Annotated in this window: 15 protein-coding genes; 3 read left to right on the top strand and 12 right to left on the bottom strand. The window is 70.7% G+C overall.

The window, feature by feature from the left end; genetic code table 11:
- The first annotated feature begins 203 nt into the window (after window positions 1-203).
- Complete coding sequence (locus tag RS86_RS16605) at window positions 204-881, top strand: YqaJ viral recombinase family protein (RefSeq protein WP_045273386.1); 678 nt, start codon at window positions 204-206, stop codon at window positions 879-881.
- A 16-nt stretch (window positions 882-897) separates the two neighbouring features.
- Here the strand turns inward: RS86_RS16605 and RS86_RS16600 are convergent, their stop codons facing one another.
- The 10 genes from RS86_RS16600 to RS86_RS16555 all read right to left on the bottom strand — a co-directional run bounded on the left by RS86_RS16600 (window position 898) and on the right by RS86_RS16555 (window position 11,064).
- On the bottom strand, window positions 898-1,440 hold the full coding sequence (locus tag RS86_RS16600) for a hypothetical protein (protein ID WP_045273385.1): 543 nt from the start codon (window positions 1,438-1,440) through the stop codon (window positions 898-900).
- Window positions 1,437-2,081, bottom strand: coding sequence for an LPXTG cell wall anchor domain-containing protein (locus RS86_RS16595; RefSeq protein WP_045273384.1), 645 nt, complete (start codon window positions 2,079-2,081; stop codon window positions 1,437-1,439). Before RS86_RS16595 ends, RS86_RS16600 begins: the two co-directional genes overlap by 4 nt.
- On the bottom strand, window positions 2,078-2,695 hold the full coding sequence (locus tag RS86_RS16590; RefSeq protein WP_082076849.1) for a signal peptidase I: 618 nt from the start codon (window positions 2,693-2,695) through the stop codon (window positions 2,078-2,080). The genes RS86_RS16595 and RS86_RS16590 overlap by 4 nt, the downstream gene beginning before the upstream one ends.
- Window positions 2,696-2,726: 31 nt before the next feature.
- Window positions 2,727-3,389: a SipW-dependent-type signal peptide-containing protein gene (locus RS86_RS16585; RefSeq protein ID WP_235281808.1), complete on the bottom strand. Its 663-nt coding sequence runs from the start codon at window positions 3,387-3,389 to the stop codon at window positions 2,727-2,729.
- 3 nt (window positions 3,390-3,392) lie between these two features.
- A complete protein-coding gene (locus RS86_RS16580) occupies window positions 3,393-4,016 on the bottom strand; it encodes a SipW-dependent-type signal peptide-containing protein (RefSeq protein ID WP_045273383.1) in 624 nt (207 codons plus the stop codon).
- Window positions 4,017-4,231: 215 nt separating this feature from the next.
- Window positions 4,232-5,383 (bottom strand): SseB family protein, encoded by a 1,152-nt coding sequence (locus tag RS86_RS16575; protein WP_045273382.1) that lies wholly within the window; start codon window positions 5,381-5,383, stop codon window positions 4,232-4,234.
- 65 nt (window positions 5,384-5,448) lie between these two features.
- Window positions 5,449-7,950, bottom strand: coding sequence for an ATP-dependent helicase (locus RS86_RS16570; RefSeq protein WP_045273381.1), 2,502 nt, complete (start codon window positions 7,948-7,950; stop codon window positions 5,449-5,451).
- A 77-nt stretch (window positions 7,951-8,027) separates the two neighbouring features.
- Window positions 8,028-9,053: an ABC transporter permease gene (locus RS86_RS16565; protein ID WP_045273380.1), complete on the bottom strand. Its 1,026-nt coding sequence runs from the start codon at window positions 9,051-9,053 to the stop codon at window positions 8,028-8,030.
- Window positions 9,050-10,018, bottom strand: a complete 969-nt coding sequence (locus tag RS86_RS16560; RefSeq protein ID WP_045273379.1) for an ABC transporter ATP-binding protein — start codon at window positions 10,016-10,018, stop codon at window positions 9,050-9,052. The genes RS86_RS16565 and RS86_RS16560 overlap by 4 nt, the downstream gene beginning before the upstream one ends.
- A gap of 47 nt (window positions 10,019-10,065) precedes the next feature.
- Window positions 10,066-11,064 (bottom strand): glycerophosphodiester phosphodiesterase family protein, encoded by a 999-nt coding sequence (locus tag RS86_RS16555; RefSeq protein ID WP_235281807.1) that lies wholly within the window; start codon window positions 11,062-11,064, stop codon window positions 10,066-10,068.
- 87 nt (window positions 11,065-11,151) lie between these two features.
- Between RS86_RS16555 and RS86_RS16550 the strand changes: the two genes are divergently transcribed.
- On the top strand, window positions 11,152-12,114 hold the full coding sequence (locus RS86_RS16550) for a Bax inhibitor-1/YccA family membrane protein (protein ID WP_045273378.1): 963 nt from the start codon (window positions 11,152-11,154) through the stop codon (window positions 12,112-12,114).
- 72 nt (window positions 12,115-12,186) lie between these two features.
- Here RS86_RS16550 and RS86_RS16545 read toward each other — a convergent pair whose 3' ends face one another.
- Both RS86_RS16545 and RS86_RS16540 read right to left on the bottom strand, forming a co-directional pair.
- The gene (locus tag RS86_RS16545; protein ID WP_045273377.1) at window positions 12,187-13,461 is read right to left on the bottom strand and encodes an RNA polymerase sigma factor; all 1,275 of its coding nucleotides are present in this window, start codon (window positions 13,459-13,461) and stop codon (window positions 12,187-12,189) included.
- A 5-nt stretch (window positions 13,462-13,466) separates the two neighbouring features.
- Window positions 13,467-13,892: a YciI family protein gene (locus tag RS86_RS16540; protein ID WP_045273376.1), complete on the bottom strand. Its 426-nt coding sequence runs from the start codon at window positions 13,890-13,892 to the stop codon at window positions 13,467-13,469.
- A gap of 117 nt (window positions 13,893-14,009) precedes the next feature.
- On the opposite strand from RS86_RS16540, the gene RS86_RS16535 reads away from it, so the two are divergent.
- Window positions 14,010-14,684 (top strand): DNA alkylation repair protein, encoded by a 675-nt coding sequence (locus tag RS86_RS16535; protein ID WP_045273375.1) that lies wholly within the window; start codon window positions 14,010-14,012, stop codon window positions 14,682-14,684.
- The last annotated feature ends 14 nt before the right edge of the window (window positions 14,685-14,698 follow it).

Genomic DNA, 14,698 nt, shown 5'->3' with positions numbered 1-14,698 from the left:
GCAGTCTGGCTCGACATCGGATCCCGCCGAGAACACCTGTCACTGCCCCGGATCGGATTCCGCCGAGAACACCGGATCCTGCCGAACGCACCGGAACTCGACGCCAACAACCCGTGCACCCGACAACAACCCGTGCACTCGGCAACCCGCGGAGCGCGGCGCGCCAGGTCGTGGGCGTCGGCGGGCGGAGGTAGCCTCGACAGGTGACCCCGGAGCTCGAAGCGCGCATCATCGCGGATTCCCGCGATCGGGTGGCGTGGCTGCGAGCCAGGGCGCGCGGCATCACCGCGACCGACGTCGCAGGACTCACCAGCGCCGGGTCCATCGCCCGCGCGGCGGACGCGAAGCTCGGCGCCGGACCCCGCTTCGGCGGCAACGCCTACACGGACCACGGCCGACGGCGCGAGCCGGAGATCGCCGCCTGGGTCGCGGCCACACACGGCATCCTGCCCTCGTCCGCGCTGTTCTGCGCCGAGGTCGAGAAGCGGCACTTGGCGACCCCTGACGGCATCGTGCAGGAGGCCGACGGACGAGTCCTCCTGGCGGAGATCAAGACCACCAACAAGTCGTGGCGGTCCATCCCCCGCACCTATCTGCGTCAGGTGTGGTGGCAGCAGCATGTGCTCGGCGCCGAGCGCACCCTGTTCGTATGGGAGGAGCACGACGACTTCCAGCCCATCCACGACGAGCCCAAGTCGGTGTGGATCGATCGCGACGATCGCGAGATCGGCCAGCTGGTCGGCCTCGCCACCCGCCTGATCGACGAGCTCTATCACCGCACGACGGGCCAGACGCCTCCCCGACCTGCGCCGGCCGCGCCCAGCAGCCGGGACGCGCTGCGCGAGCGCGACATGTTCCGCGCGCTCGCCCTGGCGGAGTGACCGGACGCGAGCGCGATCAGCTCCCGTTCGCGAACGTGCAGGTGGGAGTGCTCAGGATCGGCTTGGTGTAGGTGAGCGTCGACACGGTCGGGGAGACCCAGCCCGTCCATGCCTTGGTGCGCACATTTGAGCTGAACGTCTCGCCGAGCAGCCCGCCCAGCAGGCCCGACAGCAGGCTGCTGGTGAAGGTCGTCGTGTAAGTTCCGTTCGCGTCCGGACCGGTGGTGGGCACCGCCTGCCAGGCCGTTCCCGCGATCTGCCACTCCGTATCGGCGGCCGCGGTGAATCCGGAGTAGGGCGCGGTCTGCGCCGTCCACTTCCACGTGACCACCATGATGTTGCCGCCGAGCAGCGCGCTGCGGCACGTCGAGACCCCGGTGATCTGCGGCGGCACCAGTCGGACCGCATTGACCCCGCTCCCTCCCGCGAACTCGGCGTCGGTGTACGACGCGTCGGTCTTCTGCAGAGGCGGAGCCCACAGCATCAGCCCGAGAAGCAGGACGCCGAAGAGCGCGAGGATCCCGGTGAACGTCCTCCGTGCCCCGTCGCGGCGGCTCATCGCTCACCGCCGTCACGCCGGCGTCGTGCCGCGACGACGAGGATCACCACGGCGGCGACGACGAGCACGCCACCCACGACGATCACGGGCACCGGTATGCCACCACCCGTCGCGGGAAGGGCATGCTCCGGTCCCGGCCCGATCTGCAGGGCGTCCCCGAGTCCGTCGGCGTGCACCCTGATCTGCGTGGACGCGCCGCGCTGCGCGTCGTCGCCGACCCGCACGTCGAGGCGCAGGTGCGCGACGGCGTCCGCGGGCATCGCCTCGATCTCGACCGGCTGCCCGCCGCGCGGCACCGCCCAGTCCGCTCGCAACGTGCGCTCCCCCGACGAGCAGTCCGAGCCCCGCCACGGCTCCGCACACGTGCGGACGTCGATCGCGAGCGGCACGGCGCCGGTCGCGCTGACGCTGACCCGGACGGATCCGGGATCCGGGGCGTGCGCGCTGACCGTCAGGTCCCAGCGCACGCTCATGCCGTCCGTCATCGCCGCCGCGGCGGACCAGTCCGCGCTCGACACGATGCGCACATACCGCCCCTGCACGGTCTCGGTCACGACTGCGGCCTCCGCCGGCGCCGCGGTCAGCGCCGCGAGCAGCCCTGTCAGCAGGACGGCCGCCGCGCAGCGGATCCGTCTCGTCATGAACCCGGGTCGCCCTCGGTCGCCTCGTCGACCCTCCTGGTGCGGCCGCCCGTCCGGGGCCAGAACGCCCAGATCACGAGAGCCGTCGCGCCGAGCGTGAGCCCACCGAGCACGAAGGGATTCCCGAACGCGACGATGACGGGCGCGAGGCCGGGGATCGCGAAGCGCACGATGCGCACCGTGCTCACCGGATAGGGCGCGGGGTCGTCCTGCGCGTTGGCGTCTCCACGCAGCGTGATGAGGCGCTGGGCCGACGACGCGCCGTCCTCCACCGCGCGCACCCGGTGGGTGACGGGCAGCTGGCCGGGACGATCCACGGTCACCACGTCGCCGACGTGCACCTGGCCGGCCGGGATCTGCTGCACGATCGCGACGGATCCCGCGGGGATCGTCGGTGACATGGATCCGGTGCGGAACATGATGAGCGTGATGTGCGCTGTGAACGCCAGCACCACCAGCACGATGCAGATCAAGCCGGCGAGCGCCGCGACCCACAGCAGCACCTCGCTCAGCACACCGCGCGCCGTCGACCGACGTCGTGGGGCCGGGGCGGTCGATTCGGACTCGCGCTGGGCACGGCGGGTCAGCGGTGCCGGGGTCGTCGCCTGGGTCACGGTCCTTCTCCTTCTCGTGCGGTGTGCGATGTCAGCTCGACGTCGCGACGAACTGCCAGGTCTGGGTCAGTGCCAGCCCCTGCGCACCATTGCCGACCGTGGACGGCATGGTGATCGCGAAGCAGTAGTTCACCTGGCTCCCGCCGTTCGCGGCGACGGTCTGGGATCCGGCCGCCGAGGTGCTCAGCATGGCCCCGTCGGCGATGACGACCGCGGATCCCGCCGCCGCGTAGTCGGCGGCCGACGCGCATTGCGCGGCCGTGACCGTCTTCACCCCGTAGGTGAGGTAGTCGGCGAGCGTGCCCGCGGCGTACGTGCTCGCGGTGAGCTTGACCGTTCCGGCGACGGACGGGTTGGTGGTCTTCACGCTGAACAGCGCGTAGACCGTCTTGCCCGGCGCCAGCGCCGCCGCATCCGCTGCCGCGGCGAAGGTCATCGCGATCGCCGCGCCCGCCGTCGCATGGCTCGCGAAGGTCGTGCCGTTGATGCTGCCGACGACATCGAACCTCCCGGCGGTGAACGTGCCGGTGGCGTACTCGCCGTCGTTCCAGCTCGCGAGCGTCACCGTGGCGCCGACGCCGAGCACGAGCCCGCCGGCGAGCACCGCCCTGATCCGTTTCAGGGCGAGCCCGCGCCGGCGCGTGCGGAGGCGGCGACGCGTCGGCACGACGGTCGTGGTCTCCCTGGAAGGCATGGGTCAGCTCGAGGTGGCCGTGAACGACCAGGTCCCGGTCGCAGCCCCTCCCTGGGCGAGGGATGACTTCGCGGTGGCGACGAAGCACAGCTGCGTGGCGGTGCCCGCCGTTCCCGCGGTCGCGCCCTTGCTGAGGGCGACGCTGGATCCGGCCGTGAAGGTCGTGAGGTCGGTGCCGGAAGCGACGAGGGTTCCGGTGGTGGCGGTCGCGTCGCACGTCGCGGCGGGCGCGATCGAGTACACGGAGTAGGAGATGTTGCTCGCGTTGGCGCCCGTACCCGTGCCGGTCGACGCCACGAGAGTCGCGTTGTTGGTCGTCGTGCTGTCCAGGCGGACCCAGAACGGCGCGTAGACGACATCACCCGGCGTGAGGTTGCTGAACGGCGCGCTGAAGCTCAGAGCGGCGGCCGTGTCGCCCTTGGTCACGTTGTGGTTGCTGAAGCCGGCCGTCGCGGAGGTCGTGGATCCCTCGAGGTTGAAGGAGCCGGCGGTGAAGGTGCCGGTCGCGAACTCGGAGTCGTTCCACGCGGCGAGCGTGATGGCCGCGCCCACGCCGAGGACGAGGCCTCCGGCGAGCACGGCGAGGATCTTGCGACGGTTGCGTGTGGACGATGCCTCGGCGTTCATGATGTTTCCTTGCAGTCAGGGGCTGATGCACCCCATCCTGGAAGCCGGAATACCGGTATGCAAGGCACCCGCGCGTTCTTCAGGATTCCTTCAGGGAACCTTGAGGAGCGGTGTTTCGTGATGCCGGCATGGTTGCCGCAAGGCCCTCCGGCCCCACGAGGAGCGGCTCGTACGCCTTCCCCGGCGCCGGGATCCGACCCTCGCGGCGAGGCGTCCTACTCTGCCGGCGCGAGCGCGATCACGGGCGCGAGAGCCTCGCGGCTCACGGCGATCGCGGGGCCCGCGGCGTCGACGAGCACGCCGCTCATCCCGGGCTGCTGCACCAGCACCCCGCCGATCTGCTCAGCCGTGAAGGGCAGCGGCTGATCGCCGCGGCCGAGCGCGATGACCTCGAGAGGGTGGCTGAACAGCTGCAGGTAGCGCGAGCCGTCGGCGGTGTGCGCCTCCGCCACGCCGTACTGGCCGTCGCCGTCCACGTCGCTGACCGCGACCCAGAGCCGGGCTGTGGTGAGCGCCTCGGCGACGCGCGCCTCGGAGTCCGCCTCGCGGGGCGCCGCGAGCAGGGTCTTGACGGCGAACGTCGGATCCGCCTCCTCGAGCGCCTTCTGCAGGATCTCCGAGGGGAACACCACGCGATGCGGCTCGGAGGCGTTGTCGATGATGAGGCCCGCGAACGGTCCGTCGATGACGTTCTGGTAGACCGCTTGCACGGGCTGCACCACGGCCGAGGTCTCCGCCGGGTCTTCATCGCCCTGCTGCACGGAGTCGCGCACCGCGGCGGCGGAGCTGAACGCCAGCATGAAGGAGCTCTCGCCATCGTTGACGACCGCGATGGCCAGAGGCCTGCCCTCCTTGATCTGCTCTCCGGCATCGCCGCTCACGCGAAGGAAGAGGTGGCCCTGCAGCGACTGCCGCAGCACGCCCAGCAGCTCGGCCTGACTCGCGTCGTCGCCGAGCTGCGCCAGCGCGTCGCGCAGCAGCGCGTTGTCGGGCATGCCGGGGATCGACTCGGTCTGCTCGGGCGGATCCACCGGGGCGAGGGGAAGCGGAGGACGGCCCGACGGCGACTGCGCCTGCGCGGGCGCGATCGGCGTCTCGTCCGCGACGGGGTCGATCAGGTCGTGCCCGGCCTCCGGGGTTTCGGCAGGAGGGGCGACCGCAGGGCCGGAGGGCGACCCCAGGCCGCGGAAGGCCTGCACGGAGACGTTGACCACGGGAGCGGCGGCTTCGCCCGAGGGCTCGGATCCCGGCGCGATGCCGGACGCGCTCACGCTCGTCTCGGCGTCCGAACCGACCTCTGCGGCGGCGGGAGCGGACTCCGGCGTGACGTCGTCGTCCTGCTTCTTACGGCGCGAGAAAAGGCCCATTGCCCCAGCCTAACCGGGACCGCCCTCCGCCACGCCCCCGCGTGTCCACGATCGCCGAGCGGCGGTCAGAGCTTCTCGATCGGCGCGATCTTGACGAGCAGCTTCTTCTGGCCTGCAGCATCGAAGCGCACGTGCGCGATCCGCTTCGCCCCCTCGCCGGTGATGGCCTCGACCTTGCCCTCGCCGAAGTCGTCGTGCCTGATGCGATCGCCCGCGGCGAGCTCGAGGTCGCCGTTGTCGCGCACCTTCGCGGTGACCCGGTTCGGGAACTTGTCCATCGCGGTCGACAGCGGCTTGAGCCCGTCCCGCTTCGGCAGCGCCCGCGGAGCGAACCTGTCGCCGGAGCCGCCGCCCGAACCGCCCGATCCGTATCCTCCGGATCCGCCGGGCCGACGGGCGTTCAAGGCACGCGACTGGATGCCGCCGCGCGAGTTCACATCCCCCGGGGACTGACGCCAGTCGATGAGCTCGGCCGGGATCTCCTGCAGGAACCGGCTCGGCATCGCGACCGAGACCTCGCCGAACTGCGCACGGGTCATCGCGAGCGAGATGTGCAGACGCTTGCGGGCGCGCGTGATCCCCACGTAGAAGAGGCGCCGCTCCTCCTGCGGACCACCGGGCTCGTTCGCCGAGATCCGGTGCGGGATGAGGTCCTCCTCCACGCCGGTCACGAACACGGCGTCGAATTCGAGGCCCTTCGCCGTGTGCATCGTCATGAGGGAGACCACCCCGGACTCGTCGTCGAGGTCGTCGGCGTCGGAGACCAGCGCGACCTCGGTGAGGAAGTCGGCGATCGTGCCCTCCGGGTTGTTCCGCGCGAAGTCGCGGGTCACCGCGATGAGCTCGTCGAGGTTCTCCAGCCGCGCCTCGTCCTGCGGGTCGCGGCTCGCGCGCAGTGCGTCCATGTAGCCGGTCTTCTGCAGCAGCAGGGTGAGCCCCTCGGCGACCGCGGTGGGCGGCGCCACCTCGCCGGAGGCGGGCAGCATGATCTCCGTCGCCTCGCGCAGCACCGCGTCCAGCAGCGCGATCGCGGCCTGGATCTTGGGGCCGACGCCGAGCTGGGCCGGGTGCGCGAGCGCGTCGCGGAAGCTCAGTCCGTGCTCTTCCGCGAAGCGCGCGATCGACGTCTCCGTGACGTCGCCGATGCCGCGGCGCGGCTTGTTCAGGATCCGCCGCACCGCCATCTCATCGGCCGGGTTCGCGATCGCGACGAGATAGGCGAGCGCGTCCTTGATCTCGGCGCGTTCGTAGAACTTGGTGCCGCCCATGATCTTGTACGGCACGGCGGAGCGGATGAAGATCTCCTCCAGCGCGCGGGACTGCGAGTTGGTGCGGTAGAAGACCGCCATCTCGCCGTAGGGCATGCCGGCACGGCGCAGCGACTCGACCTCATCGGCCACGAACTGCGCCTCGTCGTGCTGCGAGTACCCGGTGAATCCGACGATCGCGTGGCCGGAGCCCTTGTCGCTCCAGAGCTTCTTGTCCTTGCGATCGAAGTTGTTGCTGATCACGGCGTTCGCCGCCGACAGGATGTTCTGCGTGGAGCGGTAGTTCTGCTCCAGCAGCACGACCTTGGCGCCGGGGAAGTCGCGTTCGAACTCGCTGATGTTGCGGATGTCCGCGCCGCGGAAGGCGTATATCGACTGATCGGAGTCGCCGACGACCGTGAGAGAGGCGCCGGGCTCGGCCCCGGCCGCCTCGTGCGGGTCGGGCTCGAAGATCATCATTCCGTTGGAGGCATACGGCTCGGGTGCATCACCGTGCACCGGACGGGTGAGCTCGTGGATCAGGGCGTACTGGGCGGCGTTGGTGTCCTGGTACTCGTCCACGAGGATGTGCCGGAAGCGACGGCGATAGACGTCGGCGACCTGCGGGAACGCGCGGAAGAGGTACACGGTCTGCCCGATGAGATCGTCGAAGTCGAAGGCGTTGGCCTTCTGCAGCCGGCGCTGGTAGTCGGCGAAGACCTCGACGAAGACGCGCTCCGCCGGATCCGACATGTTCGCCTGCCGGGCGTATGACTCGGCGTCCTGCAGCTCGTTCTTGAGCTTCGAGATCCGCGACTGCATCGCCGCGGGGGTGAAGCCGAACGCATCGGCCTCGTGGTCCTTCACGAGGCGCTTGATGAGGGCGCGCGAGTCGCCGGAATCGTAGATCGTGAACGACTTCGTGAAGCCGAACTGCTCGGCCTCGCGACGCAGGATCCGCACGCACGCGGAGTGGAACGTCGAGATCCACATGCCGCGCGCGGAATCGCCCACGAGCTGCGCCACGCGCTCGCGCATCTCCCCCGCGGCCTTGTTGGTGAACGTGATCGCCAGGATCTGGCTGGGCCAGGCCTCCCGCTGGCGCAGCAGCAGGGCGATGCGGCGCGTGAGCACGCTGGTCTTGCCCGACCCCGCGCCGGCGACGATCAGCAGCGCCTGCCCGCGGTAGGTGACCGCGTCGAGCTGCTGCGGGTTGAGCCCCGTGAGCAGGTCGTCGGCGGAGGCGCCGGAGGCCGGCCCCGCCGGCCCTCGGTGGGAGGATCCGGGCGGGAGGATGACGGGGGAAGGGGCTTCGCTCATGACCTCACAAGTCTAGGTCCGCCCGCCGACATCGAACCCGGCCCAGCGCGGTCGCAGGGCCTCGAAGGGACTCCCGTTCAGGCGATCCTGGTACCGGGCGGCAGACGCCGTGCCGGGGTTCGCGTACGCGCCCAGGCTCCGGCGAAGAGCCCTCCCGCGAGCACGATCTGGATCGACAGCCCCACGAACCAGCTCGGCGCACTGGATTCGATGGTCTCCCTGGGCGTCGGGCGCGAGTTGTCGGCCCGGTACGCGCATTCGTCCCAGATCTGGACCTCGGGCGGGTGCTGAGCCGCTCTGATGCCGGCCTTGAACTGCCCGAACACGTCCAGCGGGTTGCCGTAGTCGTCGTACGTGGTCGGGGTGGCGTCGGCGAGCACCACGAACGGGTTCGCGGCGAGGAAGCCCCACACGTAGTCGAACCGCGGCTGCCGCACGCTGTCCTCGACCCAGCTGTCGCAGATCGGCTGCCCGGTGGCCTGATCGTACGGACGGTGCTTCGAGACGGTCTCGGTCTGGATCGCCGCTCCGCCCAGCCAGAAGGCGATGAGCGTTCCGACGGTCAGCGCGGCGACCACGAGATAGGTGCTCGCGACCGAGAACAGCGGCCGAGACAGCAACCCGCTCCAGCCGACGCCGATCGCGGCCACGATCACGATCTCCGCCGCCAGCACGAGCAGCGACACGATCAGGGCGCCCGGGGTGACAAGCCCGGCGAGCATCCCGACCAGCAGGAACGGCACCGCGATCGCGAGGAACGCGGACCCTGTGAGCACGGCGGCGAGGAGCTTTCCGAGCATGATGTCGCCCGTGGACGCGAGCGTCACCTGCACACTCGCCAATGTCGCGGCCTCGCGGTCGCCATTGATCGACGAGCCGCTGAGCGTCGGCGAGATCAGCACGACGAGCAGCAGCACCAGCATCACGATGACGGAGTAGATCCCCGCGCCCGTCTGGGTCTGGAAGGAGAAGGACAGGAACGACAGCACCGTCGCGATGAGCATGACGAGGGCGAAGACGCCCAGCAGCACGTACCAGCCGGCGCTGCGCAGCCGTTGCGTGAGCTCGAGACGGGCGATGGTCCAGATCCGCGCGGCGCTCATCGGACGCTCCCCCCGCTCTGCGGCGCGTCCCCGAGGGAGAGGAAGGCCTGCTCCAGTTCGCTCTGCGCCGGCGCGAACGCGCTCACCGTGACTCCGCTGCCGATCAACCGGGCGAGCCCCGCCGCCGCGTCGCGATCGTCGCCGAAGACCGCGAGCACGTCGCCCCGGTCGATGCCGAGCGAATCCGTCGCCACACCGAGCGCGGCCGCGACGCCCGCACGGGGATCGGATCCCGCCGCCGCAAGGCTCTCCGCCCCTGAGGCATCGGAGTGCGGCCCCTGGAGGATCCGGATCCGCCACGCGCGCGACTGCACCGCGGGTGCGTCGACGACCGCACCCGCCACGAGGAACACCGTGTCGTCGACGACCTCTTCGAGTTCGGACAGCACGTGGCTGGAGATGAGGACCGTGCGGCCCTCCGCGGCGAGGCGACGCAGCAGCACCCTCAGTTGCACGCGGGCTTCGGGGTCGAGCCCCGAGGCCGGCTCATCAAGCAGCAGCACCTGCGGGTCGTGCACGAGCGCGCGGGCGAGACCGAGCTTCTGCTTCTGCCCTCGGGAGAGCACCTTCGCCGGCGACGACGCGAGCGGCTCGAGACCCACCAGGCTCAGCAGCTCGTTCACCCGCCGCGGGGCGTCCTCCCGGGCGAGGCCGTGCAGTCGGGCCATCGTCAGGATGCTCTCGTGCACGGTCAGCGAGGGCCAGGCCCCCAGCGCATCGGGCATCCACCCCAGCACGCGGCGGGCACCCGAGGGATCCGCGATCGGGTCGATACCGCCGACGCGGATGCTGCCGCGATCGGGCGCGAGCAGCGAAGCCAGCATGAGCAGCAGGGTCGTCTTCCCCGCGCCGTTGGGCCCCACCAGCCCGGTGACCCGTCCTGCCTCCGCTCGGAACGTCGCATCGCGCACCGCGTGCACGCGCCCGAACGACCGGCCGATCCCCTCCGCGACGATTCCGTCCATGCGGTCAGCATAGGAGACTCCTAGAAATGATGCCCGGGAACTCGCTCTCAGTCCCGGAACACGACCTGTCCGAGATCGGGATGATCCACGAAGACGCCGTCGACGCCGGTGCCGGCGATCGCCGCCCATTCCGCCCGGTAGTCCCCGAAGGCGGCCTGGGCGCCGTGGCGGAACCTCCGGTCGAGGAAGGCGTTCTCCGGGCGGCAGGTCCACGTGAACACGACGAGGCCGCGTGCGTGCGCCTCCGCGACCAGCTCGCGGCCCGAATGCCGCAGCAGGATCTGCTTGTCCACACTGATGCCGTCGACGCCGCCGTTCAGGGCGTCCAGCCCCGCCGGGGTCAGGGTCTGGGCGTAGTCCGGCGCGGCGGCGCCCTCTCGGGCGACGAGATCCGCGGGAGCCCCCTCGGCCTCGAGCAGGTAGACGTAGACGGCCGGCACTCCGCGCGCGCGGAGATCGTCCAGCACGCTCCGCTCGAAGGACTCGACCCACAGCGGGTGCTCTCCCGAGGCCCAGCCCGCGGCTCGCAGGTCGCGCTCGACCAGCGCCGCGAGGTCGTGCCCGATCCCGGCGAAGAACGTGGCGTGCTTGATCTCGAGCACGACGCCGAGTTCTCTGCCGTGCTCGGTCGAGGCCTCCGCGACGAGCGTCAGCAGATCGGCCAGGCGCAGGATCGGCTCGGTGTCGTCGAACCCTGCGGATCCTGGCCTCAGCGCAGGCACGCGCTCGCGGCAGCGCAGCGTGGCCAGCTCGGCCCAGGTGAAGTCCTCGGTGAACCAGCCGGTGAGCGCCACCCCGTCGATGCGCTTCGTGGTGCGCCGATCGGCGAACTCGGGATGGTCGGCGACATCGGTCGTCCCGGAGATCTCGTTCTCGTGCCGGATCACCAGCACGCCGTCGCTCGTCGCCACGACATCGGGTTCGACGGCGTCCGCGCCCATCGCGAACGCGAGGCGATAGGAGGAGGCGGTGTGCTCCGGACGATAGCCGGGAGCGCCGCGATGGCCGATGATCAGGGGGACGTCGATCGGGATCCGTCGGGTCACGCTCTCAGCGTACGACAGTGCCGCTCAGAGGATCCGCCGCTATCGTAGAAGGAAGATGACCACCACTTCTGAGGAGTGAGGCCGACCATGAGCAACTTCGCCTTCAACAACCCGGCGTTCAAGGACAAGGATCCGCGCGCCGTCGCGACCTATCCCGGGGGCCCGCAGGCGGGTGCCCAGAACGCGCAGTACGCGCCGCCGCCGCCCGCCGGGCAGTTCGCCGCGGCGCAGCAGGCCGCCGTGAACGCCAACCTCGAGGGGATGTACGCGGCTCCGCCTGCGGGCGCCATCGAGACCGACCGCATGACGGTCGAAGACACCGTGTGGAAGACCGCGGGCCTGTTCGCCATCCTGCTGGTCTTCGCCGTGATCGGCTGGTTCTTCACGCTCGGCGGTGCTGCGCTGCCCAACACCTCCGACCCGTACGTGCAGGCGGCCGCCCTCGGCAGGATCCAGATGTGGCCGTGGCTCGTCGGCGCACTCGGCGGCTTCGTGCTCGCGATGATCGTGAGCTTCACCTCGCGCAAGAAGGTGCGCCCCGCGCTGATCTTCGCGTACGCGGCGTTCGAGGGCCTGTTCGTCGGCGGCATCTCCGCCTTCTTCGAAGTGCGGTTCCCCGGCATCGTGCTGCAGGCGAGCCTCGCGACCATCGCCGTCGTCGCGGTCACCCTGGCGCTGTTCGCCAGCGGCAAGGTGCGCGCCTCGGCGAAGATGACCAAGATCGTGATGATCGCGATGCTCGGCTACCTCGTCTTCTCGCTGCTCAACGTCGGGCTGATGCTCTTCGGCGTGCTGCCGCAGAACCAGATGTTCGGCCTCCTCAGCCAGGTCAAGATCCTCGGCATCCCGCTCGGCCTCATCATCGGCGTGCTCGTGGTCTTCATGGCCGCGTACTCGCTGGTCCTGGACTTCGACCAGATCCAGCAGGGCGTCCGCAACGGCGCTCCGCGCGTCTACGGCTGGCTCGGCGGCTTCGGCATCATGGTCACCGTCGTCTGGCTGTACGTCGAGATCCTGCGCATGATCGCGATCGCCCGAGGCAACAACTAGTCGCGCTCGGAATCAGACGAAGGCCGCTCTCCTCGGAGGGCGGCCTTCGTCGTTCCTGCAGGGCGGATCCGCTCAGCCGCGCGCCTTCTGCTCGAGCAGCGCGCGCTCGCGGTCGTTGCCCGCGAGGGCTGCGGCGACCGCGAACTCCGACCGCGCCTCCTCCTCGCGCCCGAGCCGCAGCAGCAGCTCGCCGCGGGTGGCGGGCAGCAGGTGGTAGCCGCGCAGTGCACCGCCTTCGGCGAGGGCGTCGATGATGCGCAGCGCAGAGGCGGGTCCCGTGGCCATCGCGACGGCGGCGGCGCGGTTGAGCTCCACGACCGGCGACGGCGCGATCCGGCCGAGCGCCTCGTACAGCAGCACGATCGTGGCCCAGTCGGTCTCCTCGACCGAGGGCACCACCGCATGGCATTCCGCGATCGCGGCCTGCAGCGCATAGGCGCCGCGCCCACGGCCGAACGCGTCCGCGCGGGCCAGGGCGGCACGTCCGCGCGCGATCCTGCCGCGATCCCACAGCCGGCGGTCCTGATCCGCAAGAAGCACCGGATCCCCCTGCGCGTCGACCCGCGCCGGGAAACGGGCGGCGGTGAGCTCCATGAGCGCCAGCAGCGCGTGCACATCGGGCTCGCCGGGCAGGAGCGCGGCGAGCACCCTGGCGAGCCGGATCGCCTCGCGGCCCAGATCCGGACGCAGCAGGTCCTCCCCCGCGGTCGCCGCGTGCGCCTCGTTGAACACCAGGTACAGCACGCCGAGCACGGCGCCGAGCCGCGCCGGGAGATCCTCCCTCGACGGCACCTCGAACGGGGCCTTCGCCGCGGCGAGCGTCTTCTTGGCGCGCACGATCCGCTGCTGCACGGTCGCGGTCGGCACGAGGAAGGCGCGCGCGATCTGCTCGGTGCTGAGACCGCCGACCACGCGCAGCGTGAGCGCCACACGGGCCTCACGCGACAGCACGGGGTGACAGGCGATGAAGACGAGCCTCAGCACGTCGTCGTCGATCGCGTCGGGATCCCACGGCGGCGCGTCGAGGGCGTCGTCCTGCTCGCGCGCGAGGTCGTGGGCGATCACCGCGAGCCGGTCGTCGTAGCGCTCCCTGCGCCGCCAGCCGTCGATCGCGCGGCGCTTGGCGACCGCCGTCAGCCACGCTGCGGGGTTCGCGGGGACGCCATCCTGCGGCCACTGCGCGAGCGCCTCCAGGAGCGCGTCCTGGGCGAGGTCCTCCGCGAGCCCGAAGTCGCCGGTGTAGCGGGTCAGGGTCGCGACGATGCGCGCCGACTCGATGCGCCACACCGCGGCGACGGCGCGCTCCACCGGGGAGCCCGCCGTCGCCGAGGAATCGGATCCCGGCATGGTCCTCACTCGGCCGCGCGGGCGGCCGCCTCCTCGCGCCAGCCGGCCTCCTTCTGGATCCACTCGTTGTCGGCCGGGAAGTCCTCCATCTCGGTGACGCGACGCACCTCGAGGTAGGCGCCGGCGCTGAGCGGGGCGCGCTTGGCCCACTCCGCAGCCTCTTCGCGCGTGGACACCTCGATGATCCAGAAGCCGTTGAACAGCTCCTTGGTCTCGCCGTAGGGGCCGTCGGTGACCAGCGGCGCCTCGGCGGAGAAGTCGACGACGAAGCCCTCGGCCGCGTCGGTGAGTCCCTCGCCGGCGATCAGCACGCCCGCCTTGATCATCGACTCGTTGTAGCGGCCCATCGCCGCGATGACCTCTTCGAACGGCATGTCCTCGTACGCCCGCACACCCTGCTCGTCCGCGCGCATGATCAGCATGAACTTCATGGTCTCTGTCTCCTCGTCTCAGGTCGTGTCTCGACCCTCTCACTGAAGACGTCGAACGAGAAGACACCGGATCGACAGTCCGTCGAAGATTCTTCGAAAGATTTCTACACTGCTGATGTGACCTCCTCCTCGCCCCTCGCCGCCGCCGTCCGAGAGGCCCTGCGCGACGCCGCGGATCCTGCCCTCGCCCCCGGTCAGCAGGCCTACATGAAGTCGGCCATGCCGTTCCTCGGCGTGCGGGTGCCCGAGGCCAGGCGGCTCACCCGGGAGGCCGCGCGCGGCATCGCGGATGCGGACGAGCTGCGCGACGCCGCGCTCGAGCTGTGGCGCACCGCCGGCCACCGCGAGGAGCGCTACGCTGCGCAGGCTCTGATGGCGCTGCGGCCGCTGCGCGGGCGCCTCGACATGCTGGACGTGCACGAGGAGATGGTCCGCACCGGCGCCTGGTGGGACCACGTCGACGAGGTCGCGCACCGCCTCGCCGACCTCCTCGACGCGCATCCCGCTGAGCTGGCCGTGGAGCTGCGGGTCTGGGCCGACGACGAGGACTTCTGGGTCCGCCGGGTCGCGATCATCGCGCAGTTGCAGCGCAAGGACGCCACCGACCGTGCACTGCTCACCGACGCGATCGAGCCGAACCTCGCGGATCCGGAGTTCTTCATCCGCAAGGCGATCGGCTGGGCGCTGCGGGACTTCGCTCGCACGGATCCCGAGTGGGTGCGCGCGTTCGTCGATGCCCACCCCGGCCTCTCGCCGCTGAGCCGCCGCGAGGCGCTCAAGCACCTCGGCTGAGCCAGAACGCCCTT

It is taken from the genome of Microbacterium azadirachtae, assembly GCF_000956505.1.
GTDB lineage: Bacteria > Actinomycetota > Actinomycetes > Actinomycetales > Microbacteriaceae > Microbacterium > Microbacterium azadirachtae_A.
Note: the sequence above shows the minus strand (reverse complement) of the source record. Positions and strands in the feature narration are given on the sequence as shown.